Genomic DNA, 25,102 nt, shown 5'->3' with positions numbered 1-25,102 from the left:
AGCCGACGCCGCTTCGCGGCGCGGCTTAATTCAGGCGTTACGCAGCGGTGCCGCCCACCGTCATCGCATCGATCTTCAGCGTGGGTTGCCCCACGCCCACCGGCACGCTCTGGCCATCCTTGCCGCACACGCCCACGCCCTCGTCCAGCTTCATGTCGTTGCCGATCATGGAGACGCGGGTGAGCACGTCGGGGCCGCTGCCGATCAAGGTGGCGCCCTTCACGGGAGCGGTGATCTTGCCGTCCTCGATCAGGTAGGCCTCGCTGGCGGAGAACACGAACTTGCCGTTGGTGATGTCCACCTGGCCGCCGCCGAAGTTCGGCGCGTACAGGCCCTTCTTCACCGAGCGGATGATTTCCTCCGGATCGTGGTTGCCGCCGCGCATGTAGGTGTTGGTCATGCGCGGCATGGGCAGCGCGGTGAAGGATTCGCGGCGGCCGTTGCCGGTGGGTGCCATGCCCATCAGGCGGGCGTTGAGCTTGTCCTGCATGTAGCCCTTGAGGATGCCGTCCTCGATCAGCACGGTGCAGTTGGTTTGCGTGCCTTCGTCGTCCACGCTGAGCGAGCCGCGGCGGCCGGGCAGCGTGCCGTCGTCCACCACGGTGACGCCGGGCGCAGCCACGCGCTGGCCGAGCCGGCCGGCGAAGGCGGAGCTGCCCTTGCGGTTGAAATCGCCTTCCAGGCCGTGGCCGATCGCCTCGTGCAGCAGCACGCCGGGCCAGCCTGGGCCGAGCACCACGGTCATCTGGCCGGCAGGGGCGTCGACGGAATCGAGGTTCACCAGCGCCTGGCGTACCGCTTCGTCGGCGAAGGCCAGCGCGCGGCCGTTCTCGATCAGCTCGCGGTAGCCGTAGCGGCCGCCGCCACCGGCGTAGCCCTGCTCGCGGCGGCCGTTGGCCTCGGCGATCACCTGCACGTTGAGGCGCACCAGCGGGCGCACGTCGGCGGCCAACGTGCCGTCGGAGGCAGCGATCAGCACAGTGTCGATGGTGGCGGCCATGCTGACGATGACCTGGGTGATGCGCGGGTCGCGCGAGCGCGCGTAGGCATCCACTTCGCGCAGCAGGGCGATCTTGTCGGGGTTGGGCAGGCTCTCCACCGGATCGATCGCGGGATAGAGCTGCCGCGCGTTGCCCAGCGCCAGCGGCTGGCCGGCGCCGCGGCCGTCCTGCGCGATGGCGCGCGCGGCCCTGGAGGCTTCCAGCAGCTGCGGCAGCACGATTTCGTCGGAATAGGCGAAGCCCGTCTTCTCGCCGGAGATCGCGCGCACGCCCACGCCCTGCTCGATGGAGTGGCTGCCGTCCTTGACGATGCCCTCCTCCAGCGTCCACGACTCGCTGCGCGAATGCTGGAAATACAGGTCGGCCGCGTCGATGGACGGCCCCATCAGCTGCGAAAACACGCGCTCGAGGTCGCCGGTGGCGAGTCCGCCGGGAGTGAGCAGCCGGCTCTGGGCCTGGGCGATGAGGGAATCCATGGGTCTTTGTTCGATGGCGGTGAGTACAGGGAGGATGGGGGCGCGGCGCGCGAAATCAAAGCCGCGTCAGCGCCCCGTCGACGACGCCGCGGCCGGCAGTGACTGCAGGCTGTCGCGCAACGGCATCGTGATGACGGAGCTGGAGGACGGCGCTGCGGGGGCCAGCAACGGTGGCTTGGTGACCGTGCCGGAAGCGGCCGGCACTTCGCTCTTCTCCACCAGGGTCATCACCGGTTTGTCCCAACTGCCGGTGACGTGGTAGCGCGCGCTGGCGGTCTTGTTGAGGCCGTGGCCCAGCAGGCCCTGCATGGCGAGGCCGGCGGCGGCGCCCACCGGGCCGCCTACCACCGCGCCGATCACCGGCAGGCTGTTGCCGATGTGCGGCACCACCTGCACGTACTGGTCGTAGTCCTTGGCGCGCAGGCCGGTGCGCCCGGTGATGCCGATCTGCGCGGCCGGCCCCTTGATGACGAGGTTGTTGGTGTTGGCATTGCCGTCGGCGAGCCGGAAGTCGCCCTTGATCGAGTCGAAACCCAGCCCTTTGCCGAACACGTCGCCGAAATCCAGCGTGAGCCGGCGCGGCAGCTCGGCCAGCGAGACCAGGCCGAACAGCCGCCCCACACCCGGCCCAACGTCGGGGATGCGGCCGTCGCTGACGTCGATGGCCAGCGTGCCGGTGGCGTTGGCAAGGCTGAAGGCGGAGGGCGAGCCGGGCCAGCTGGCGTCCAGCTGATCCTGCGTCTTGCCGCCGTTGACGAGGCCGTTGTAGCCGAACGCGGCGAGCATCTTGCCGAGGTCGTCGGCGGCGAAGTTGATGCGCATGTGGGTGTGGCTGTCGGCGGGCGTGCCGTTCCAGTCGCCGCCGCCGGTGACCTGCACGCTGGGCGACAGCGCGCGCAGTTGGTCGATGTGCATGCCTTGCGCGGTAGGCCACGTCTCCAGCCGCGCCTCGCCCAGCTTCGCGTCGCCGAAGCTCAGGTCGCCCACCCACAGGTGGAACGGCGGCAGCGAGGCCGGGTTGATGCCGGTGTTGACGGGATTCTCCTCGGGCTGGCTGGCGGCCGCCTTGCCGCTGGGGGTGGGCGGGTTGCCGGGCCAGTGCAGATGGGTGAGGCGCGCGGTGATGCCGCGCTTGTCCAGTTCCGTCGTGGGCACGCTGAAGCGGCCGGCCATCGCCGCGCCGCTCACGTCCACCTGCAGGTTGTCGCCCGTGGGTGTGGCTTGCAGGGTCATCGCGCCCAATGGGCGACCGAACCATTCCGCGCGGTCGGTGCCCACGTCCACGCTCTCCAGCGCGGGGCCGCCGCCGGCGCCGCTGCCGCCCGCGGCGAGCGCCACGGCCTGCTGCACCCAGCCGGTGACGTCGAGCGCGGCTGCATGGCCGCGGACGCGCAAACCCTGCGCGGGCAGCTCGCCGGGCATCTGCGCGCCGAACGTCAGCGTGCCGGCCAGCGGCTTGTCGCCGTCGGCCAGGCGCAGGTGGCCGCGCGCCCGCTCGCCCAACGCTACCTGGAGGTCGGCACCGCTCAGCGGCAGCGTCATCGCGAGGTGCAGCGGCAGCTCGCTGGCGGCGTCCTTCTTCAGCGGCACCGGCACGTCCAGCGCCATGCCGGCCAGGGTGGAGTCGATGGTGAGGGTTTGCGCCAACGCGCCGCCGCTTGCGGGCGCGGCGAGTTTGAAACCCAGCTCGAACGCGCTGCGTCCCCTGCCCAAGGGGTTCAGCCAGTCCAGCGAGGGATAGCCCGCGGTGAGGTCGGCCAGGCTGTAGGTGCCGCCCAGCCTCGCCGCCAGCACGGTGTCCGGATCGCCGGTGGCGCCGGCGATGGACAGATCCAGCGTGCTCGGCTGGCCGTGGAAGCCGCCGCTCAGCGGGCCGGCGTGGAAACCCTTGCCGTCGAACGTGGCCGGGCCGGCGAGCTTGTCGAGCTGCAGGCCCCAGTCCGCGTCGCTGGCGTCCACGTCCTTGAGCTGCGCGTTGCCGGCGAGCAGGAAATCCTGCGGCGCGCCCAACGGCAGCGAGAGGTGGAAATCGAAGCTGCCGTTGCCACCCAGCTTCAGCTGGGCGAGCTGGTCGGCCTGCTTGCTGGCGATGGGGCTCTTGAGCACGAAGCCGAGCAGGTTCGCCGCACTGCCGTTGCCGTCCACGTTGAGATCCAGCGTGCCGTTGGCGAACTCGGGGATCAGCGCCACCGCCTTGTCCAGCTTCACGCCCTGCGACGAGCCGGCGTCGACCTGCACTAGCATGCCGCTGTCGATGAAGCTGGCGATGGCGTGGATGCCGGTGGCGTCGGGCCAGTCGGGCGCGTAGCGGAAATCGAGGCCGCTGAGCTCGGCGCGCGCCTCGAAGCGGCCTTCGTTGTGGTGGAACGGCCAGTCCTTGAGGTCGCCGCGCACCAGCGCCTCGGCGTGGTCGATGCGGCCGCCCACCAGCGCGCGATCCAGCCATGCCACCGTTGGCGGCGGCATCGCGTCGATCGGCCAGAACAGCTTGGCAGCGGTGACGTCGCCGTGCGTCACGCTGGCGTAGATGTCGAGGAAGGGCGGCCCGCCGGCATCGTGCAGGCGAATCTCGCCGCGCGCCTGGCCACCGTAGCCCTGCCCTTCGAAATCCAGCGCGTCGACGCCGAGGTGCCAGTCGCCGTCCGCATGCCACAGCGCCAGCGTGCCGCCCAGCTTGGACATGACGAAGGGCTGGCGGAACACGTGCGTGGCGCGCACCGTGGTCGCCTGCGCGGGCAGCTCCAGCGACACCGCCTCGCCGTCGCCGCGCAGCGTGCCGGCCAGGCCGTCCACGCCGGGCAGCGCGCCCACCGGGTCGATGGCCAGGCCGCTGAACGTGGCTTGCAGCCGATCCAGCCCACTGGCCTGCGACCATGCCAGCGACACGTTGTCGAACCGGCCGCGCGGATGCCCGTCGCCCAGCCATGCCGCCAGCGCGGGCGGCAATTTGGGGACGAGGCCCAGCCACGGCAGCAGCGGCGCCAGTTGCAGGTCGCGCGCAGCCGCCTGCACGGCGAACCGCGGCGTACCGGGATCGTGCAGCCACACCGCCAGCGCGCTGCGGTCGTCGCCGGCCCAGCGCAGCTCGAAGCCGTCCGCGCTGCGCCGCAGCTCGGCTTCGCCGTGCAGCGCCGGCACGTCGGCGCCGCCGCTCGCACCGGCGATGCGCACGCCGTCGAGGTCGAAGCGGCTGAAGTTGCGCACCACCCGGCCCTGCTTCCAGTCCAGCCATGCCGAGAGGTCGCCCTGACCGCCCTGCACGCCGTAGCCGCCGAGATCCACGCCGGCGAACAGCGCGGCGAGGTCGAGCTTGCGCCCGGACAGCCACAGCCGCCCGCTGCTGCCGTCGTCGCGGAAATTGCCCGCCCCGCGCAGCACGCCGGGCGCCCCCTCGCGGTGCAGCAGCGCGCCCACGCGGATGCGGCGGCCCTGCCGGCTGATGCGCAACTGGTCGGCGATCAAGCTGTAATGCTTGCCGTTGGCTTCATCGGCGATGTTCAGCCGCAGGTTGTCCAGCCACAGCTCCACCGAAAGCCGGCCGAAGCTGGGCCGCTGCGAGCCGCCGCCGGTGCCCAGGCCGTTGACGTGCCAGCGGCCGTCCCGGTCGCGGCTGAGGTCGAGCTGCAGGCCGCGCGCGCGCAGGTTCACCAGGTGCCGCGTGGGCAGCCAGCCGCCGAAGTCGATCTGCAATTCCGATTCGGGAATGTGGATGGCCGTGCCGGCGCCGCCCGGCGGCACGCCCACGGTAACGTCGCGCAGCACGAACAGCGGGCCGGAGCCGCTCCACCCGCTGTGCAGCGAGGCGAAACTGATCGGCCGCTCCAGCTTGGCGGACAGCTCGCGCGCCACCCACTCGGGATGCCGCGCCACCAGCGGCACCAGCAGTTGCGCCAGCGCCATCAGCACCGCCAGCGCGATCACCGCGATGCCGGCGATCCAGCCCAGCGCGCGCGCGCCGAGGTGCAGCCATCGCTGCCAGCCGGAGCTCATCGGGAAGCCGCCGCCGAAGCGGCCGGGCTACAGCAACACCACATCAAACTGTTCCTGCGAATAATGTTCCTCGGCTTGGAAGCGTATGCTCTTGGAGATGAACTCCTCCAGTTCGGCCACCGCGGCGGACTCTTCTTCGAGGATGCGGCCGACCACGGCGGGACTGGCCATCACCAGCAGTTTCTCGGCATTGAACTGGCGCACCGCGCGGGTGATCTCGCGGAAGATCTCGTAGGTCACCGTCTCGGCGGTCTTCAGCGTGCCGCGCCCGCTACACGCCGGGCACGGTTCGCACAGCTGGCGCTCCAGGCTCTCGGTGGTGCGCTTGCGGGTCATCTCGACCAGGCCCAGCGAGGACATCGGGTACACCGTGGTCTTGGCGTGGTCGCGCGCCAGCCCCTTGGCCAGCATGCGCAGCACCTGGCGCTTGTGCTCCTCGTCGACCATGTCGATGAAGTCGATGATGATGATGCCGCCGAGGTTGCGCAGCCGGAGCTGGCGTGCCGCCGCCTGCGCCGCCTCCAGGTTGGTGCGGTAGACGGTCTCTTCCAGGTTGCGCGTGCCGAGGTAGGCGCCGGTGTTGACGTCGATGGTGGTCATCGCCTCGGTCTGGTCGACCACCAGGTAGCCGCCCGACTTCAGCGGCACCTCCTTGCGCAGCGCGTGCTGGATCTCGTCCTCCACGCTGTAGAGGTCGAAGATCGGCCGCTCGCCGTCGTAGTGCTCCACCCGGTCGTCCAGGCTGGGCATGAACTTGTGCACGAACTTCACCACCTTCTCGAAGGTCTCGCGCGAATCCACGCGCACCTTCTCGATGTCGTCGGTGAGCATGTCGCGCAGGCTGCGCAGCGGCAGCGAGAGTTCCTCGTACACGCGCTCGCCCACTTTGGTCTTGGCGATGTTTTCCTGCACCACGCGCCACACCTTGCCGAGGTAGGTCACGTCGAAGGCCAGCGATTCCGCGCTCTGCCCCTCCGCATTGGTGCGCACGATGTAGCCCAGCGGGTTCTCGCCGACCAGGCTGCCCATCACCTCGCGCAGGCGCGTGCGCTCGGCCTCGTCCTCGATGCGGGCGGAGATGCCCATGGTGTGTGCGTACGGCAGCAGCACCAGGTAGCGCGAGGGGATCGACAGGTGCGCGGACAGGCGCGCGCCCTTGCTGCCGATGGGATCCTTCACCACCTGCACCACGATCTCCTGGCCCTCGTGCACCAGCTCGCTGATGGCCGGCGTGTGGCCGTTGCCGTGGCCGTTGCCCTCGGCGCCTTCCGGCAGCGCCGGACGCACGATGTCCGAGGCGTGCAGGAAGGCCGCGCGATCCAGCCCGATCTCCACGAACGCGGCCTGCATGCCCGGCATCACCCGCTGCACCCGGCCCTTGTAGATGTTGCCCACGTAACCGCGCTTCGACGCGCGCTCGACATGCACCTCCTGCAACATGCCGTTCTCGACCACGCCCACCCGCGTCTCGCGCGGGGTCACGTTGATCAGGATCTCTTCGCTCACTGCATAACTCCCCGAATAGACAATCTTTATAGCCGTTGCCCGCTACAACTGTCGATGCACGACACGGTGCAAAAAATCGCCGGGAGCGATTTTTGACATCGCGCAGCGATGGCCCGGAGGGCGTCTGCCATGGACGGCGGGCGCAATAAAACGAATGTTTTGCTAAGCCCGAACGGGGACAATGGGGCCTCCTACCCCGGCTTGGACAATGGATCCGGCATGAAATTGCTGCTGGTGGAAGACTCCGAACGCCTGCGCCAGACCCTGCGCCACGGCCTGCAGAGCGCCGGCTTCACCGTGGATGCCGCCGGCGACGGCGTAGAGGCCTGCGGCTTCTTGGCCGGCTACGACTACGAACTGGTGGTGCTGGATCTGATGCTGCCGCGGCTGGACGGCATCGGCGTGCTGCGCAGCCTGCCCGCCAGCGGGCGCCGGCCGCGCGTGCTGGTGCTGTCCGCCCGCGACCAGGTGCCCGACCGCATCGAGGCGCTGAACGCCGGCGCCGACGACTACCTGATCAAGCCCTTTTCCTTCGACGAACTGGTGGCCCGCCTGCATGCGCTGGCGCGCCGCCCGCAGCAGGCGCAGCCCGACGTGCTCAGCCACGGCGCGCTGAGCTGGGATCCGCGCTCGCACAGCACCACGATCGATGGACGCCCGCTGGCGCTGACGCCGCGCGAGTTCGCCGTGCTCGGCCTGTTGCTGCGCCACCGCGGGCGCGCCTTCAGCCGCCAGGAGATCCTCGACCGCACCGCCGGCAGCGACGCCGACGTGTCGGATCGCAGCGTGGAAGTGCTGGTGTTCGGGCTGCGCCGCAAGCTGGATGCGGCGGGGGTGCCCGGTTTGATCGAGACGCGACGGGGGGCGGGATATCTGATCCCATGATGGCTCTCTCTCTTTCGCTGCCGCTGAACCTGGAACGGTTTCGGGAACATGCCGCCGGACTGCGCCCCTCGCCCGCTTGCGGGAGAGGGGTTGGGGGAGAGGGGGCTTTTTTCTTTGCTGGATTCTTCAGAGCGGTTTCGAGCGCCTGTCGGCGCCCGAGTTCCTTTCTCTTTGCGTGCCCAAAGAGAAAGGAACCAAAGAGAAACGGCACCCCGATGGCGCGCCCTGCGGGCATCCTGCCCTTCGGGTGCGCGGGCGGGTTACGGGGTTTTTCGACGGGAGTCCTGTCCCGGCGAAAAACTGGCCCGCATCCCTGCGGGCCATCCTGCGGACTTTCCTCCACCCACCCGCCGCGCCATAGGGGCCCCGGAAGAGCAGCGCGCTCCCAGCGCGCAGAAGCAAGAGCACCCCACCCCAACCCTCCCCTGCAAGCAGGGGAGGGAGATGGCATGCGCGCGGCGCTTGGCTCTGGTTGTTGCTTCTGGCGCGCACGATGCGCGCCTGCTTCTCCGGGGCCCCTCGGCGGCGGTGAGGCGGGGACGGAAAGGCCGCTCAGCGGGCGTTGCCAAGGATGGCAACGCCTTTTCGCGCGGGCAGGAGCCCGCTCGAAAAGCCCGGCTCCGCCTCACGCACTTGCCGGGCAGGACGCCCGGCAAGCGCCGCCGCGGGGTGGCCTCTCTTTTGGTTACTTTTCTCTGGCCACGCAGAGAAAAGTGACTCGGGCACCGACAGGCGCTCGAAACCGCTCTGTTTCCAGTGACAACGCAAAGAGCAAAGGCCCCTCTCCCCTACCCCTCTCCCACAAGCGGGAGAGGGAAGATCAATGTGCATGAGGCCCGCCTCCCTCTCCGCCCGCGTCACCGTGCTGCTGGCCATCGTCTGCCTGCTGGTGCTCGGCGGCGGCGCCAAGCTGATGGACTGGCGCATCGACCACGAGCTGGCCACCCGCTTCCACCTCAGCCTGCTCGACCAGGCCCGCGCGCTCGGCGCCATGCTCGCGCAGGAGCAGGCCGCGCCTTCCAACCACGTCGCGACGGGCGAGGACACCTGGTACGAACTGCGCTGCGACGGCGCCGCGCCGCAACGCAGCGACCCGCCACCGCCGGCCACGCCGCGCGGCTGGCCCGACGACGTGGACGCGAAGCCGCGCTACGCCCGGCTCGGCCACCATCTGGACACGGTGCGACTGGGCTTCGCCCGCCCCGGCAGCGCCACGTCCTCCAACTGCCGCCTGCTGTTCGTGCAGGATCGCCACTCGCTCGACGAGCTGATGCTGGCGATCGACTGGATCCTCGCGCTCGGCCCGCTGCTCGCCGCCGCCATCGCGCTGATCGCCGTACCGCTGGTGGTGCGCCACGGCCTGCGCCCGATGGGTGCGCTGGTGGAACGCATGCGCGGCATCGGCCCCAACGCGCCCGGCCAGCGCCTCGCGCCCATCGGCCTGCACGAACTCGACCCGCTGGTGGCGCGCTTCAACGACGTGCTGGCGCGCATGGACGAAGGCCTCGCGCGCGAGCGCCAGTTCGCCAGCGGCCTGGCCCACGAGACGCGCACCCGCCTCGCCGAACTGCGCGTGCTGGCCGAGGTGGAGGCACGCTACCCCAGCGGCCGCAGCCTGCCCGACCTGCTCGCCGAGATCGGCAACATCGGTGCCGAACTGGAAGCCACCGTCACCGCCCTGCTCCTGCTCACCCGCCTGCAATCGGGACTGGAACAGCCGCAATGGCAGACGCTGGTGCCGGCGCCATGGCTGGAGCGCCAGCTGCAACGCCAGCACGCCACCGTCGCCATGCGCGGCATCGCCCTGACGAGCGAAGGTTCACCGCCCGTGGAGCTGCGCACCGATCCCGCCCTGCTGGAAGTGATCGTGGGCAACCTGCTGGGCAACGCCTGCGCCTACGCGCCCGCGGGCGACACCGTGAGGCTGCGCGCCGATGCGCGCGGCCTCGCCATCGACAACGCCGCGCCCGACCTTGCCGATGCCGATCTCGCCAGCTTCGGCCAGCGCTTCTGGCGCAAGCAGTTGCCGCATGCTGGCCACGCCGGACTCGGCCTCGCGCTTGCCGCCGCCGCCGCGCAGGTGCTGGGCATCGCGCTGGACTTTCGGCTCGATCCGCAGCAGCGTCTGCATGCCGTGCTGGATTGGCATGCGGCCGCCCTCCGGGAAAACTCCACGCCATGAACAACGACACGCCCACGCCCATCCTGCTCGCCTGGAGCGGCGGCAAGGATTGCCTGATGGCGCTGCAGCGCCTGCACGCCGACCCGCGCTGGCAGGTGGTCGGCCTGCTGACCACGATCAACCGCAACTACCAGCGCATCGCCATGCACGGCGTAAGGCAGGACGTGCTGCAGGCGCAGGTGGCCGCGCTGGGCCTGCCGCTGGTGGAAGTGCTGCTGGACTGGCCCGGCAGCAACGAAGCCTACGAGGCCGCGCACGCGCAGGCGCTGGTCGAGGCGCGGATGCGCTGGCCAGGCATCCGCCATTGCGCGTTCGGCGACCTGTTCCTGGAAGACGTGCGCGACTACCGCGTGCGCCAGCTCGGCCGCGACAACTGGCGTGCGGTGTTTCCGCTGTGGGGCGAGGACACCGCCGCGCTGTCGCGCCGCTTCGTGGCCGAAGGCCATCGCGCCGTGCTGTGCTGCGTGGACACGCAACAGCTCGACGCCGCCTTCAGCGGCCGCGCCTATGATGCCGCCCTGCTTGACGCGCTGCCCAACGACGTCGACCCCTGCGGCGAGCGCGGCGAATTCCACACCCTGAGCTTCGGCGGCCCGCTGTTCAAGCAGTCGCTCAAGCTCAAGCGCGGCGAATCCGTGCTGCGCGACGGCCGCTTCCAGTTCACCGACTTCCTGTTGGACGATGCCACGCAAGGCTGACCACATCCTGCCCGACGTGCTGCAGCCCGGCCTCGCCCTGGTGTTCTGCGGCACCGCCGCCGGCAAGCGCTCCGCCGCCGAGCGCGCCTACTACGCCCATCCCGGCAACCTGTTCTGGCGCGCGCTGCACGAAGCCCGCATCACGCCGCGCCAGCTTGCGCCTGCCGAGTTTCCGCTGCTGCCGCAATTCGGTATCGGCCTCACCGACCTCGCCAAGCGCCACAGCGGCAACGACGACGAACTGCCGCCCGGCGCCTTCGACGTGCCCGCCCTGCAAGCGAAGATCGCACGCTACGCGCCGCACATGATCGCCTTCACCAGCAAGAACGCGGCGCGCGCAGCGCTGGGACGTGCCGTTTCGTATGGCCTGCAGGACGAGAGCATCGGGGCGACACGGGTGTTCGTGCTGCCTTCCCCCTCGGGGCAGGCGCGCGGGCATTGGGATCTCGGGCCGTGGCGCGCGCTCGGCGAGTTTGTCTCTCGCGCTCTGTTGGGGTGAGGCTTTCTTGGGTGTTCCGCAAGGAACAAGGCGGTTTCGACAGCCTGCCGGCTGGCAGTGCCTGTCCCGGACTCGGTCCGGGAATGCCCGGAGTCAAGAGAAGGAGTCCAGAGAAATGGCCTGGCTTGATCCGCCGGAGCTACAGACAGGCTGTGTCGAGGACGTTGGATCGACTCCCGCCGGCACGAGCTTCACAGCGGCCACGCCGCATCGTACCTGGGCACTGAAGGTTGAACCTTGCAACACCTCGCATTGCTTTTCGCTCGTCATTCCGGCGCAGGCCGGAATCCAGTGACCGCAAGGCTTGAACAAGCGCGATCGCTACTGGATCCCGGCCTGCGCCGGGATGACGAGCAGCGCTTGGGTGCCTTGCTTCGCTCTACCTTGTTTCTGCTCTGGCCGTGGCTTCTGCGCGCTGGGAGCGCGCTGCTTTTCCGGGGCCCTATGCGGCGGTGAGGCGGGGACGATCAGGCCGCGCCTCACGGACTCGCAGGGCAGGATGCCCGGAGAGCGCTGCATCGGGGTGGCCTTCTCTTTTGGTTACTTTTCTCTTGGCCACGCAAGAGAAAAGTAACTCGGGCACCGGCAGGCGCACGAAACCGCTTTGAAACTTGCGAAAACGCCAAGAGCAAAAGCCCCCCACGGATAAGAAAGCACTAAGCGCCCCCCGGCAAGCTGCTCCCCCATGATCCCCTCCGCGCGCCCACGCCTTCCCATCCGCACCACGCTGATCGCCACGGCAACCATACTGTGCGGCTGTGCCACCTATCACCCGCTGCCGCTGGGCAAGGGCGAAGGCGCCGCCAGCGCCACTCAGCTCAGCGTGCCCACGAATGCGATGCCCGTGCCGGAACTGGCGGCGCATCGCTTTGACCCCGCCGACGGCCTCGACGCCACCGAAACGGCGATGCTGGCGGTGGCGAACAACCCCGACCTCAAGGTGCAGCGCGACGGCCTGGGCATCGCCCGCGCGCAGGCGTTCGCCGCGGGCTTGCTGCCCGACCCGCAACTGGGATTCGGCGAGGATCTCCCGCATGGCGGCGGCGAGGACGGCGTCACCCGGGCCTACAATCTCGGCATTGCCGCAGACGTGAGCTCCCTGCTGCTTCGCTCCTCGCGCAAGCACGCGGCGAACGCGCAGGCCGAGCAGGTGAATCTCGACCTGCTGTGGGCGGAATGGCAGACCATCGCACAGGCGCGGCTGCTTTTCGGACAGGTGCAGGGTCTGCGCGCGCAGCAAGCCGAACTCGACGCCGAGCAGCAGGCGCTGGCGCCGGTGGATCAGGCCGTGCAGGCAGCGCTGCGCGCGGGCAACCTCGATTACGACAGCGCCAGCGCAGGACTCGATGCGATGGCCGACGCACGCAAGCAGGCGTCCGACAACGCAGTGGCATTGCACCAGGCCGAAAGCGACCTGCGCCAACTGCTGGGCCTCGCGCCCACGGCGCCACTGGATCTGGTGGGCGCACCGTACCGCGCCGATCCCGATGCCGCGCAGCTGCAGGCGGCGTTGGCCGACCTGCCGCAGCATCGGCCCGACCTGCTCGCGCTGCAGGCCGGCTATCGCGCACAGGAGGCGACCTTGCGCGGCGCCATCCTCGCCCAGTTCCCCGCAATCAGCGTGGGGCTCGACCACGCGCGCGACAACACCGGCATCAAGTCCAACGGCTTCACCGTCAACCTCAGCCTGCCGCTGTTCGACCGCAACCGCGGCAACATCGCCATCGAGACGGCCACGCGGCAGCAGCTGAAGGACGACTACGAAACGCGCCTGCTCTCCACGCGCACCGACATGCAGCGCCTCGACGCCGATCTACGGACGCTGGACGCGCAGCAGCAGTCGCAGGCCAAACACGCCAGGCAACTCGACGCGGCGCGTGTCGCCGCGCAACAGGCGTGGCAGAAAGGCTTGATGGACTGGCCGGCCTACCTCTCGATACGCGCCAACGCGCTCGCCGCCGACACCGGCCTGATCGCATTGCGGCAGTCGCGCTCCGCTACGGCGATCGCGCTGGAAGCCCTGCTGGGCCGCACGGATTTCGTCACGCAACGGACGTCCAAATGATGAAGCGAATCCCGCTCGCGCGCTGTGCCACGCTGGCCGCCGCCACCCTGCTGCTGATCGCCTGCGGCGGCAAGGGCGGCGACGGCGACGACGACAAGCCAAGCGGCGACGCCGAGGGCGTGGCCCTGGTCACCACCGCGATGCCGGTGCAGCGGCGCTTCCACGACAGCGTGCAGGCCTGGGGCAGCGCGGTGCCCGACCCGCACCACGCGCGCACAATCAGCTTGGCACACGGCGGGCAGGTCGTCGCGCTGAAAGTGAGCGCGGAGCAAACGGTGAAGCGCGGCGACGTGCTGCTGACCGTCGCGCCCGACCCGGCCGCGCGCAGTGCCTGGCAGCAGGCGCAGAGCGCGCTGGCGCTGGCCGGCAGCGAACTGCAGCGCACCGAGCAGATGGCGGCGCAACACCTCGCCACGCAGTCGCAGGTCGCCACCGCGCGCAAGGCGCTGTCCGACGCGCAGTCCGCCCTGCAGGCGCAGCAGGCGCTGGGCGGCGGCACGGCGCGGGAAGCCGTCACTGCACCGGATGATGGCGTGGTCGTCGCCGTGCCGGTGGCGCTGGGCGACCGCTTCGCCGCGAATGCGCCGCTGCTGGATTTCATGCCCGCCCATGCACTGCTCGCCCAGCTGGGTGTGCAGCCCGACGCCGGCGCGCAACTCCATGCGGGCATGCCGGTGGAGCTGCACAGCGTGTACGGCGACACCCAATCCTTCGCGGGCAAGCTGACGATGGTGGGCAGCGCGATCGATCCGCAGACCCACCTGCTGCCCATGCAGGCGGAGATCGACGCGAATGCCGGCACGACCCTGGTGGCCGGCGCCGCACTGGCCGCCACGATCCAGGGCGACGACTACACCGCATGGGCCGTGCCGCGCACCGCCGTGCTGGACGATGGCGCAGCCCATGACGCTGGAGGCGATTACCTGTTCCAGCTCGACCACGGCAAGGCGCATCGCGTGGACGTGCGGTTGCGCCAGCCGGAAGGCGATGTCGTGGGCGTGCTCGGCAAGCTCGATGCGAAGCTGCCGGTGATCGTGCAGGGCGCCTACGAGGTGGACGACGGCGCGGCGGTGCGCACGGGCGACGGCAATCCCGACGACAAGGCGGACGGCAACGCCGGCAGCGAGAGCAAGCCGTGATCGCCGCGCCATCGACGATCGCCGGCTGGATGCAGCGGCATCGCCGCTCGCTGCTGTTCTTCGCCTTCATCCTCGCCGTCGGCGGCATCCTCGGCGCGTTCAACCTGCCGGTGTCGCTGTTCCCCGACGTGTCGTTCCCGCGCGTGCGCGTGTCGCTGGGTGCCGCCGACCAGCCGGCCGACCAGATGGTGGCGATGGTCACCCGGCCAATGGAGGAGGCGATCCGCCAGGTGCGCGGCGTGCGCGAGCTGCGCTCCACCACCAGCCGCGGCAGCGCCGAGATCAACGTCGGCTTCGACTGGGGCGCGAACATGGGCCGCGCCCTGCTCGATGTCGACGCCGCCATGGGCGAGGTGCTGCCACACCTGCCGCCCGGCGTGAACGTGCAGGCGATCCGGCTCGATCCCACGGTGTTCCCCATCCTCGCCTACAGCCTGCGCTCCGACACGCTCACGCCGACGCAACTGCACGACATCGCCGAGTTCCAGCTGCGCCCGCTGCTCTCCGGCGTCGCCGGCGTGGCGCAGGTGGACGTGCAGGGCGGCGACGTCGCCGAGCTCCACGTGGACGTGGACGCGGCCAAGCTGCGCGCGCAAGGCCTCGCGCTCGCCGACGTGGAGCATGCGGTGGGCAACGCCGCCACCATCCAGGCGATGGGCCGCCTGCAGGATCACTACAAGCTCTACCTGCTGCTGGCCGACAACCAGCCGGCCACGGCCAAGGCATTGGGCGACATCGTGCTGCGCGCCGACGCGCACGGCGTGCTGCGCCTGGCCGACGTGGCCACGGTGGCGATGGCCCACGAGCCGCGGTGGGTGCGCACCATCGCCGACGGCCACGAGGCCGTGCTGATGCAGGTGTTCCAGCAGCCCGACGGCAACAGCGTGCAGATCGCCAACGACGTGAAGCAGCGCCTGGCCGATTACCAGAAGCAGGCGCCGAAGGGCCTGCACATCGCCAACTGGTACGACCAGACGCAACTGGTGCTGGGCGCGGCCGGCAGCGTGCGAGACGCGATCCTGATCGGCATCGTGCTGGCGGGACTGGTGCTGTTCGTGTTCCTGCGCAATGCGCGGGTGATCCTGGTCGCGCTGATCGTGGTGCCGGCCACGCTGGCGATCACCGTGCTGCTGCTGACCGTGCTGCACATGAGCTTCAACATGATGACGCTGGGCGGCATGGCCGCCGCGGTGGGCCTGCTGATCGACGACGTGATCGTGATGCTGGAACACATCATGCGCCGGCTGCGCGACGGCAGCGGCGCGGTGCGCGAGCGCATCGCCGGTGCGGCGTGGGAGTTCACCCGTCCGCTCACCGGCTCCAGCGCGGCCACGGTGGTGATCTTCCTGCCGCTGGCCTTCCTCGGCGGCGTCACCGGCGCGTTCTTCAAGGCGTTGTCGCTGACCATGGCCAGCGCGCTGGTGATCTCCTATCTGCTCACCTGGGTGGCGGTGCCCCTGCTCGCCGAATGGCTGATCGACGAGCGCCATGCCGCGGAACATCCGCCGGGCCGCTTCGCGCAGCGCATGCTGGCGGGCTACGAGCGCACGCTGGGCCGCCTGTTGCGACGCCCCCTGCTGGTGCTGCTCGGCGTGATCCCGCTGCTGCTGGCCGGTGCGCTGGCGTACCGGCAGGTGGGTAGCGGCTTCATGCCGCAGATGGACGAAGGCGGCTTCACGCTGGATTACCTCTCGCCGCCCGGCACCTCGCTGGACGAGACCGACCGCCTGCTGCAGCAGGTCGAGAAGATCATCCGCGCCAACCCCTGGGTGGACACCTATTCGCGGCGCACCGGCCTGCAGCTCGGCGGCGGCCTCACCGAGGCGAACACCGGCGACTTCTTCGTGCGCCTGAAGAACGGCCCGCGCCCCGCCACCGCCGACGTGATGGAGCAGATCCGCGAGCAGATCGCGGCCAAGGTGCCGGGTCTCGACGTCGATGTCGCGCAATTGATGGAAGACCTGATCGGCGACCTCACCGAGGTGCCGCAGCCCATCGAGATCAAGCTGTACGGCGACGACGAGGCGCAACTGACCGCCACCGCGAAGAAGGTGGCCGCCGCGATCGGCAAGGTCGACGGCATCGCCGAGGTGCGCAACGGCATCAACCCCGCCGGCGATGCGCTGGACGTGCGCATCGACCCGCTGAAGGCCGGCCTGCTCGGCCTGGATCCGGCGGCGGTGGCGCAGCAGGTGTCGGACGCGGTGGCCGGCAACGTGGCCGCGCAACTGCCGCAGGGGCCGAAAATGCTGGGCGTGCGCGTGTGGTTGCCGCCGGCCTCGCGCGCACAGGTGGAACAGCTCGCCGCGCTGCCGATACGCGCGGGCGACGGCCATGTCGTGCCGCTGTCCGAACTCGCCACCCTCCGCACCGTGCGGGGCCAGCCGGAGATCGACCGCGACAACCTCAAGCGCATGATCGCCGTGACCGCGCGCATCGTGGGCCACGATCTCGGCTCCACCGCCGCCGACGTGAAGCAGGTGCTGGCGAAGCCCGGCCTGCTGCCGCCCGGCATGTACCACGAGCTGGGCGGCCTCTATGCGCAGCAGCAGGCCGCCTTCCACGACCTGCGCCTGGTGATGCTGGCGGCCATCGCGCTGGTGTTCGCGCTGCTGCTGTTCCTGTACGAAAGCTTCCGTGTGGCGCTGGCGATCATGGTGGCGCCGCTGCTGGCGCTGGCAGCGGTGTTCGTGGGGCTGTGGGCCACCGGCATCGAGCTCAACATCTCGGCGATGATGGGCATGACGATGATCGTGGGCATCGTCACCGAGCTGGCGATCTTCTACTTCACCGAACTGCGCGAGGCGGAACAGCGCATGCCCTTGCACGAGGCGCTGCGCCACGCCGGCCACCACCGCATGCGGCCGATCCTGATGTCCACCATCGCCGCCATCCTCACCCTGCTGCCGCTGGCGCTGGCCATCGGCGAAGGCTCGCAGATGCAGCAGCCGCTGGCGGTGGCGATCATCGCCGGCATGCTAGTGCAGGTGCCGCTGGTGCTGCTGGTGGTGCCTGCGATCTATGCGGCGCTGCGCAGGCCGCCGAAGGGCGCATAGCGGCGGCGGAAGGCGCTCAGGCGCCCCCCGGCAGGATCAGCATCGCGTCGCCGTACGAGAAGAAGCGGTAACGCCGCTCCACCGCGTGCCGGTACGCGTCGAGCACGAACTCGCGCCCGGCCAGCGCCGACACCAGCATCAGCAGGGTCGACTGCGGCAGGTGGAAGTTGGTGATGAGGCCGTCGATGCTGGTGATGCGGTAGCCGGGAAAGATGAAGATCTGCGTTTCGCCCGCGAACGGGCGCAGCTCGTCGTCCACCGTGGCGCTTTCCAGCGCGCGCACCACGGTGGTGCCCACTGCGAACACGCGTCCCCCGGCGGCGCGCGTGCGGTGGATCTGCTCGACCAGGTGCGCGCCCACGTTGAGCCACTCGCGGTGCATGTGGTGCTCGCTGAGGTTCTCCGCGCGCATCGGCTGGAAGGTGCCCGCGCCCACGTGCAGGGTGACGTAGCCGAAATCCACCCCGCGCCCGCGCAATTCGGCCAGCAGCGGCTCGTCGAAATGCAGGCCGGCGGTGGGCGCGGCCACCGCGCCGGGCTCGCGCGCGTACACGGTCTGGTAGCGCTCCAGGTCGCTGTGGTCGGCGTGCCGCTCGATGTACGGCGGCAGCGGCATCTCGCCCAGCTTGAGCAGCAGCTTCTCCAGCGGCTCGGGCGCCTCGAAGCGCAGGCGGAAGAAGCTTTCGTCGCGCCCCAGCACCAGCGCATGGCTGCCGTCGGCCAGTTCGATGCGCGCGCCCTCCTTCGGCTTCTTGCTCACGCCGAGCTGCACGGTGGCCTCGTGCGCGCCGGTGACGCGCTCGATCAGGATCTCCACCGCGCCGCCGCTCTCCTTGCGCCCGTACAGGCGCGCCGGCAGCACGCGGGTGTCGTTGAACACCAACAGGTCGCCGGGCCGGAGGAACCCGGGCAGCTCGCGGAACATCCGATCCTCGCGGCGGCCGGCGGCCACGTCCAGCAGCAGCAGGCGGCTGGCCGAACGCTCGGCCAGCGGCGCCTGGGCGATCAGTTCGGGCGGCAGGTCGAAATCGAAATCGGACTTTTTCACGGGATGCGGAACGGGAAGCAGGCGACCGCGCATTATCGCGCAGCGCGGTGCGCACGGGTGCGCCGGCTTGTCCGCGCCGCGCCGGACGGTGAGAATCCGCGCATGCCGATGCACCATCCCGCCGCGCCCTGGGGCGCTTTCCTCAAGGGCATTTCGATCGTCGTGACCCTGCTTTTGCTCGGCATGTTCCTGCTGGGCGCATGCGTCGTGCCGGCGGATCTGCCCATGCTGCGCCCCGCCATGCTCGCGCTGCCACCGATGATCCTGCTGCCCGCCGCACTCTTCGTGGTACGCGGCTACGAGTTGCGCGACGGCGTGCTGTACGTGCGCCGCCTGCTGTGGACGACGCGCATTGCTCTGGGCGAATTGCGTGAAGCGGCCATCGACCCGCAAGCCGGCGCCGGCTCGCTGCGCCTGTTCGGCAACGGCGGGCTGTTCGCGTTCTCCGGCTGGTTCCGCAACGCCAGGCTGGGCCGTTACCGCGCCTTCGTCACCGACTGGCAGCAGGCGGTGGTGCTGCGCGCCAGTGCCGGCACCGTGGTGCTGTCGCCTGCCGATCCGGCGAGCTTCGTGCGCGGGCTGCAAACACCCGTCCCGTCGCCGAAGCGGGACAAGCCACTGCCGCGCTGGCGGCAAAGTCGCTAGGGGAATTCTTGGTCTTGCCCGTCATCCCGGCGCAAGCTGGACAAGCGCGGGGCGGCCACGGTGGGGCGAACGCAGCGAGTCATCCAGCGTCTGCAGGTCATGGAACACAAAGGCACCGGATTCCTGCCTTCGCACACTACTTGTCCGGAATAATTTTGAACATTCGTGGCCGCGGTCTTTCTCGTCATTCCGGCGCAGGCCGGAATCCAGTGGCCGTGCGGCCTGAGCGAACATGATCGCTACTGGATCCCGGCCTTCGCCGGGATGACAGTCTGGATAGGTGGTCGTTATCGGAAATGAAGTCGCCTTCTCGCCATGCTTCGTGCAAGCGGCGCGGGCCTTCATCCTTCGACACCATCCCCAGATTATTCCGGACAGCAGTGTGCCTTCGCAGGAATGACGGGCAGGATCAGAGATACCTACAGCCAGCCCTTCTGCCGCGCCAACCGGTACGCCTCGATGCGGTTCGCCACGCCCAGCTTGCCGATGGCTTCGGAAAGGTAGTTGCGCACGGTGCCATGCGAGAGGTTGAGGGCGGTGGCGATGTCGCCTGCGGATTGGCCTTCGCCGGCGAGGCGCAGCACCTGGCGTTCGCGGTCGTTGAGCGGGTCGGCCTCCGACCACGCCTCCAGCGCCAGTTGCGGATCGATCGCGCGGCCGCCGCGATGCACGGTGCGCAGCGCCTCGGCGAGGTTCTCGGCGGGCGCGTCCTTGAGCAGGTAGCCGGACACGCCCGCGTCCAGCGCGCGGCGCAAAAAGCCGGGGCGCGCGAAGGTGGTGACGATGATGACCTTGACCGGCAGCTCGTGCCGCTGGATGCGCTGCGCCAGTTCCAGCCCGGTGAGGCCGGGCATCTCGATGTCGGTGACCAGGACGTCGGGCTTGAGACGCTGCAGCTCGCGCCAGGCCGCCTCGCCGTCGCAGGCGGAGCCCAGCACTTCGATATCGGATTCGAGGTTCAACAGCGCCGACAAGGCGCCGCGCACCATCGCCTGGTCTTCGGCCAGCAGCACGCGGATCATGCGATGCCCTCCTGCCCGGCCAGCACCGGCAATGGCGCGCCTGCCGCCAGCGGCCGCTCCGCCGCGCGCAGCGGCACCACGATGTCGAGCACGGTGCCGCGCCGCGGGGGCGAATCGATGGCGAGCGTGCCGCCCAGCGCCCGCACGCGCTCGCGCATGCCGCTGACGCCGTTGCCGTGGGCGGCGAGGCCGCCGCGTCCGTTGTCGCCGATGCGCATGTGGAAGCTTTCCGGGTTGCTGGAGAAATCCACCCGCGCCGCCGTGGCGCGCGCGTGGCGATGGATGTTGGTGACGGCCTCGCGCAATACCAGCGCCAGCGTGGCCTCGGCATCCGGCAGCAGCCCGCACGTCGCCGGCGCGTCCGCGTCGAACGCGATGTTCGAGGCTTCCAGCATCAGCCGCGCGGAAACCAGTTCGGCGGCGAGATCGCTGCGGCGCATGCCGGTGACCGCGGCACGTACCTCGGCCAGCGCGTGGCGCGAGACGCGCTCGACTTCCTCCATCTCGCGCTGCGCGCGCGGCGGGTCGGCCAGCGCCAGCTTGCGCGCCAGTTCGGATTTCAGCGCCACCAGCGACAGCGTGTGGCCGAGCAGGTCGTGCAGGTCGCGGCCGATGCGCTCGCGCTCGGCCAGCACCGCCAGCCGGCGCACCTCGTCCTGCGAAAGGCGCAGGGCGGCGTCCTTTTCCTTGTTGACGTGCTCGACCATGGTAACGGCGCTGATCAGCATGACCGAAATCGGGACAATGACCAGCAGGGCCAATGGGTAGCCGATCCACCACGCCAACGCGACATACAGCACATTGAGTAGCACCAGTTGAGCCAATTGCCCGCGAACATGCATCCGGCAATGGCTCACCATCACGCAGGCGTAGACAAAATAACTGAGGCCACTCGGATACCAGTGCAATGACGCAAAGCACAGCGCCGCCATGGCCCAAGCGTAAAAGTGTGTCGTGCGCGACGCGGCAAACTGGATCCTGGCGAAAAGCAACAGGAATACCGGATAGGACACCAGCGTGAACAACAGCCACGTCGAGGTGTAGCCGTGAATGCCATGGTCAAACAACGGCGTGATGAAAATCCACACCGACCACAGCAAGTGCACGCTGTCCGCCCATGGCGACTTGCCGCGGCGCAGGTCGTCGGCCACGCCGGAATCGGGCGCGGGCGTGAACCAGCGCACGAGGAAGGCGGGCATCATGAGGCGCGCCGCGCCAAGGCCGGGATCGGCGCATCGGCCACGGGGGCTTCGGCAACGCGCACCGCGGTGGCCGCAGGCAACGGCACGTTGATGCTCAGCCGCGTGCCGGCGCCCGGCGGCGAATCCAGCTGCAACGTGCCGCCCAGCGCACGCACGCGCTCGCGCATGCCGGCGAGGCCGTTGCCTTCGGCGCTCAGGCCGCCGCGGCCGTCGTCTTCCACGCACAGGCGCAGCACGTCGCCTTCGCGGCTCCATTCGACCTTCGCGCGCGTGGCCTGCGCGTGGCGCGCGATGTTGGTCACCGCCTCACGCAGCACCAGCGCGAGGCTGCGTTCGACTTCCGCGGGCAGGTCGGCCGGCACGCTGCCGTAATCCAGGTGCACGGACGAGGAGCCGAGCAGCAGGCGCGCCGAGGCCAGCTCGGCGGCGAGGTCGGCGGCGCGGATGCCGGTGACGGCGGCGCGCACCTCGGCCAGCGCGTGGCGCGCCACCTGCTCCGCCTCCTCCGCCTCGCGCCGCGCCGCCTGCGGGTCGCGGTCGAACAGCTTGCGCGACAGCTCCAGCTTCAGCGTGATCAGCGACAGTGTGTGGCCGAGCAGGTCGTGCAGGTCGCGGCCGATGCGCTCGCGCTCGGCGGTGGCGGCCAGCCGGCGCACCTCCTCGTGCGAGAGGCGCAAGTCGGCTTCCTTTTCCTCATTCATGCGCTCGGCGTTGACGATCAGGCCGATGACGAGGGTCATCGTCGCCATCATCGTGGTGACCTGCCACGCGTAGTGCAGCAGCCAGCCTTCGAGCAGCAGCAGCGCATTGGCGAGCACCAGCGCGGACATGTAGCGGCGGAACGACATGCTGCACACGCGCAGCATCACGCAGCCGAACACGAAGTAGGTCAGGCCGCTAGGGTACCACGGCATCAGCGCCTGGCACAGCAAAATCATGCCGACCGCATAGGCGCGCGAGGTGCGGCGCGGAGCCACCACGCTCCCGGCATACAGGCACAGGAACACCGGGTAGGACAGCGCCGTGAGCAGGATCCAGCGCAGGTTCCACGCATCGTGGTCGAACACCGGCGTGATGAAGATCCACAGCGTCCACAGCAGGTGCACCGCGTCGACCCACGGCGACTTGCCGCGGCGGATGCTCTGCGCCGCCAGCGAATCCGGCGCCGGCCGCAACCAGCGGGCGAACAGGCGATGCAAGGCGGGCGGGATGGCTGGCATGCCCGGCATCCTACTTCAACCGTTGCGGCGCAACCGCTGCGCGACCGGCAGGAAAAGCGACAAGACGCGACTCCGCAAAACCGATGCCGGCAAACGCCAGCAAGACCACCCCGGAAAACCATCCGCCCACGCTGAAGCGGCTGGGGAGATACACGGCCACGACCACTCCGGAGGCCACCAGCAGTGCCGCCAGGGCGAGAAAGCTGCGCATGCCGTAGAGCGTCGCGAACGGCAGGTAGTGCGCGCCCACGAGCACCATCATCGCCGGATAAAACCAGTCCACGCGATACAGAACGACCGGCACCATCAGCAGCATGGACAATGGCAATACGAAGGCCACCTGGATCGCCAGATGGCGGAACGGATTGCCGGCGCCCAGCGCAGCCGGACGGCCAAGCAGACGCAATATCAAGGACGTCGCCGGGTAGATGCCGAATCCGCCCAGCACCAGGCAAAGCATCCCGGCCTTCGGCGACTGCCAGGTGGACAGCGCGGACGATGCCAGCCACAGCATCCCAGTCACGGACTGCCCGACCAGGCCGCCCAGATAAACGCGCCGCAATTCCTGCTGTGCTTCGTCAACTTGCATGGATAGATTTCCCCCGGTTGCGTGCCGTCTGGTTCGCGCGATCAGCCGACCCGGCGCAGCCGCCGCGCGGCCAGCAGGAAGAACACCCCGGCAAAGCCGGCCAGCACCAACGCATGCGGCCACCACGCGTCCTGCGCCATGCCCACCACAGCCAGCGCGATGCGGTCGAGGTGGTAGCTGGGCCACAGCGGCGCGACCTGCTGCAGCGCCTTCGGCAGCATCGGCAACGGGAACCACAGGCCGGACAGGAAGGACATCGGCAGATAGATCAGCTGCAGCATGCCGGGCGCACCTTGTCCCTTGGCCAGGGTGCCCACGAACATGCCCAGCGCGCAGAACGGCAGCACGCCCAGCACGCCGCTGGCGAGCAGGCCACCGACCTGCGCCATCGCCAGCGATACGTGCCCCAGGCCAAGCGCCATCGCCAGCAGCATCAGCATCACCACCGCGGCGGCGGCCATCGCCATCAGCATCTTGCCCAGTAGGTAGGCGCCGGGCGGCATCGGCAAGGCGCGCTTGAGCGTGAGCAGGCCGCCATCGCGCTCCAGCGCCAGCGACACGCCGAAGCCGAACAGGCCCGGGCTCATCACGCCGAACACGCCGTAGCTGGCCAGCAGGTAGCGCGCCGCGTCGGCGCCGTTGGTCTTCGCCATCAGGATGCCGAACACCAGGTAGAACAGCCCGGGAAACAGCAGGATGGGCAGCATGAAGCCGGGGTTGCGCAGGTAGCGCAGGCATTCGCTGCGCGCCTCGGCGAGGTAGGCGCCGAACACGCGGCTGGCCGGCATGCGCATCGCAACAGCGGGCGCGGCGGAAAGGATGGTGGCGTTCATCAGGCAGCCTCCTGCAAGGCGGGATCGCGGGTGAGTTCGGTGAATGCCTCGGCCAGGCCGGCGCGCTGCACTTCCAGTTCGGCCAGGGCCGGATCGCCGTCGAGCAGGCGGCGTACCACCGTCTCGGCGTTCGCGGTGGCGATGCACAGGTGCACGCCGTCGCGCACGGCGGAGGCGACGCTGGGCCACGCGGCGATCGCCTCGGCGTCGAGGTCGCTCACGCAGCGGATGCGGGTGAGCGCCACGCGCTTGCGCAGGTCGTCCACGCTGCCCTCGCTGAGCACGCGGCCCTGGCCGAGCACCACCACACGCTGCGCCAGTGCCTCGGCTTCCTCCAGGTAATGCGTGGTGAGCACCACGGCGCAGCCTTCGGCGATCAATGTGCGGATCGCCGCCCACAACTTCTGTCGCGCGTCGATGTCCATGCCCACGGTGGGCTCGTCGAGGAACAGCAGCTCGGGCCGCCCGCACAGCGCCAGCGCGAACTGCACGCGCCGCTGCTGGCCGCCGGAGAGCTTGCCGTAGGGGCGCCCCAGGATGTCGGCGATGCCGGCCAGCGCGGCGGTTTCGTCGTAGCCGCGCGGGTTCGGGTAGTAGCTCATGGTGAGGCGCAGCAACTCGCCCACGCGCAAGGTGGGCGGCAGGTTGGCCGATTGCAGCATCACGCCGATGCGCCGGCGCGCCTCGATGCGCTGCGGGTCGAGGCCGAACAGTTCGGCACGGCCCGCATCCGGGCGGATCAGGCCCAGCAGCAGGCCGATGCTGGTGCTCTTGCCGGCGCCGTTGGGGCCGAGCAGGGCCAGCAGTTCGCCGCGCCGCACGGCGAGATCCACGCCGTCCAGCGCGGTGAGTGGGCCGTAGCGTTTCGCGGCGGCGGCGAGTCGGGCAACGATGGTGTCAGTCATGGTCTTTCCTCCGTGCGGCACAGGCTAGGCGGCACGCCGCGGCGCCCCCAGTCGCCGCCGTCAGCCATCGCGGGTGACAGCCGTCATTCGCGCGCAAGTTGCTGCAGTGCAAGGCGTTTCGATGCCCGCAGGGGGTACCGG

Annotated in this window: 18 protein-coding genes; 8 read left to right on the top strand and 10 right to left on the bottom strand. The window is 69.7% G+C overall.

Going from position 1 to position 25,102, the window contains the following annotated elements; translation table 11 throughout:
* Positions 1-37 precede the first annotated feature (37 nt).
* The 3 genes from tldD to rng form a co-directional block, all read right to left on the bottom strand.
* The gene (tldD, locus tag ACZ5Z2_RS05050) at positions 38-1,477 is read right to left on the bottom strand and encodes a metalloprotease TldD (RefSeq protein ID WP_464760864.1); all 1,440 of its coding nucleotides are present in this window, start codon (positions 1,475-1,477) and stop codon (positions 38-40) included.
* A gap of 66 nt (positions 1,478-1,543) precedes the next feature.
* Positions 1,544-5,467 carry a YhdP family protein gene (locus ACZ5Z2_RS05045; protein ID WP_464760863.1) on the bottom strand — a complete coding sequence of 1,308 codons (3,924 nt, stop codon included), beginning with the start codon at positions 5,465-5,467 and terminating at the stop codon, positions 1,544-1,546.
* 27 nt (positions 5,468-5,494) lie between these two features.
* Positions 5,495-6,973: a ribonuclease G gene (gene rng, locus ACZ5Z2_RS05040; protein WP_464760862.1), complete on the bottom strand. Its 1,479-nt coding sequence runs from the start codon at positions 6,971-6,973 to the stop codon at positions 5,495-5,497.
* A 219-nt stretch (positions 6,974-7,192) separates the two neighbouring features.
* On the opposite strand from rng, the gene ACZ5Z2_RS05035 reads away from it, so the two are divergent.
* From ACZ5Z2_RS05035 to ACZ5Z2_RS05005, 7 genes are all read left to right on the top strand, one after another.
* Positions 7,193-7,858 (top strand): response regulator transcription factor, encoded by a 666-nt coding sequence (locus ACZ5Z2_RS05035; protein WP_464760861.1) that lies wholly within the window; start codon positions 7,193-7,195, stop codon positions 7,856-7,858.
* Between the two features lie 829 nt (positions 7,859-8,687).
* Positions 8,688-10,040, top strand: coding sequence for an ATP-binding protein (locus ACZ5Z2_RS05030; protein ID WP_464760860.1), 1,353 nt, complete (start codon positions 8,688-8,690; stop codon positions 10,038-10,040).
* Positions 10,037-10,738, top strand: coding sequence for a Dph6-related ATP pyrophosphatase (locus ACZ5Z2_RS05025; RefSeq protein WP_464760859.1), 702 nt, complete (start codon positions 10,037-10,039; stop codon positions 10,736-10,738). Before ACZ5Z2_RS05030 ends, ACZ5Z2_RS05025 begins: the two co-directional genes overlap by 4 nt.
* Positions 10,722-11,237 (top strand): mismatch-specific DNA-glycosylase, encoded by a 516-nt coding sequence (locus ACZ5Z2_RS05020; protein WP_464760858.1) that lies wholly within the window; start codon positions 10,722-10,724, stop codon positions 11,235-11,237. The genes ACZ5Z2_RS05025 and ACZ5Z2_RS05020 overlap by 17 nt, the downstream gene beginning before the upstream one ends.
* Before the next feature lie 685 nt (positions 11,238-11,922).
* Positions 11,923-13,302 carry a TolC family protein gene (locus ACZ5Z2_RS05015; protein ID WP_464760857.1) on the top strand — a complete coding sequence of 460 codons (1,380 nt, stop codon included), beginning with the start codon at positions 11,923-11,925 and terminating at the stop codon, positions 13,300-13,302.
* Positions 13,299-14,441 carry an efflux RND transporter periplasmic adaptor subunit gene (locus ACZ5Z2_RS05010; protein WP_464760856.1) on the top strand — a complete coding sequence of 381 codons (1,143 nt, stop codon included), beginning with the start codon at positions 13,299-13,301 and terminating at the stop codon, positions 14,439-14,441. The genes ACZ5Z2_RS05015 and ACZ5Z2_RS05010 overlap by 4 nt, the downstream gene beginning before the upstream one ends.
* Positions 14,442-14,470: 29 nt before the next feature.
* Positions 14,471-17,497 carry an efflux RND transporter permease subunit gene (locus ACZ5Z2_RS05005; protein WP_464761665.1) on the top strand — a complete coding sequence of 1,009 codons (3,027 nt, stop codon included), beginning with the start codon at positions 14,471-14,473 and terminating at the stop codon, positions 17,495-17,497.
* 16 nt (positions 17,498-17,513) lie between these two features.
* On the opposite strand, the gene queA is transcribed toward ACZ5Z2_RS05005, so the two are convergent.
* The gene (gene queA / locus ACZ5Z2_RS05000) at positions 17,514-18,578 is read right to left on the bottom strand and encodes a tRNA preQ1(34) S-adenosylmethionine ribosyltransferase-isomerase QueA (RefSeq protein WP_464760855.1); all 1,065 of its coding nucleotides are present in this window, start codon (positions 18,576-18,578) and stop codon (positions 17,514-17,516) included.
* Between the two features lie 69 nt (positions 18,579-18,647).
* Here queA and ACZ5Z2_RS04995 point away from each other — a divergent pair, with 69 nt between their 5' ends.
* Positions 18,648-19,190, top strand: a complete 543-nt coding sequence (locus ACZ5Z2_RS04995) for a PH domain-containing protein (RefSeq protein ID WP_464760854.1) — start codon at positions 18,648-18,650, stop codon at positions 19,188-19,190.
* A 419-nt stretch (positions 19,191-19,609) separates the two neighbouring features.
* Here ACZ5Z2_RS04995 and ACZ5Z2_RS04990 read toward each other — a convergent pair whose 3' ends face one another.
* The 6 genes from ACZ5Z2_RS04990 to ACZ5Z2_RS04965 are packed head-to-tail and all read right to left on the bottom strand — an operon-like array spanning position 19,610 to position 24,961.
* Positions 19,610-20,212 carry a response regulator gene (locus tag ACZ5Z2_RS04990; protein WP_464760853.1) on the bottom strand — a complete coding sequence of 201 codons (603 nt, stop codon included), beginning with the start codon at positions 20,210-20,212 and terminating at the stop codon, positions 19,610-19,612.
* Complete coding sequence (locus ACZ5Z2_RS04985; RefSeq protein ID WP_464760852.1) at positions 20,209-21,414, bottom strand: sensor histidine kinase; 1,206 nt, start codon at positions 21,412-21,414, stop codon at positions 20,209-20,211. The genes ACZ5Z2_RS04990 and ACZ5Z2_RS04985 overlap by 4 nt, the downstream gene beginning before the upstream one ends.
* Positions 21,411-22,634, bottom strand: coding sequence for a sensor histidine kinase (locus ACZ5Z2_RS04980; protein WP_464760851.1), 1,224 nt, complete (start codon positions 22,632-22,634; stop codon positions 21,411-21,413). The genes ACZ5Z2_RS04985 and ACZ5Z2_RS04980 overlap by 4 nt, the downstream gene beginning before the upstream one ends.
* A 10-nt stretch (positions 22,635-22,644) precedes the next feature.
* On the bottom strand, positions 22,645-23,223 hold the full coding sequence (locus ACZ5Z2_RS04975) for a DUF7010 family protein (RefSeq protein ID WP_464760850.1): 579 nt from the start codon (positions 23,221-23,223) through the stop codon (positions 22,645-22,647).
* Between the two features lie 41 nt (positions 23,224-23,264).
* Positions 23,265-24,056, bottom strand: a complete 792-nt coding sequence (locus ACZ5Z2_RS04970) for an ABC transporter permease (RefSeq protein ID WP_464760849.1) — start codon at positions 24,054-24,056, stop codon at positions 23,265-23,267.
* Complete coding sequence (locus ACZ5Z2_RS04965; protein WP_464760848.1) at positions 24,056-24,961, bottom strand: ABC transporter ATP-binding protein; 906 nt, start codon at positions 24,959-24,961, stop codon at positions 24,056-24,058. The genes ACZ5Z2_RS04970 and ACZ5Z2_RS04965 overlap by 1 nt, the downstream gene beginning before the upstream one ends.
* Positions 24,962-25,102: the final 141 nt, after the last annotated feature.

It is taken from the genome of Rhodanobacter sp. G1 (assembly GCF_055397855.1).
Note: the sequence above shows the minus strand (reverse complement) of the source record. Positions and strands in the feature narration are given on the sequence as shown.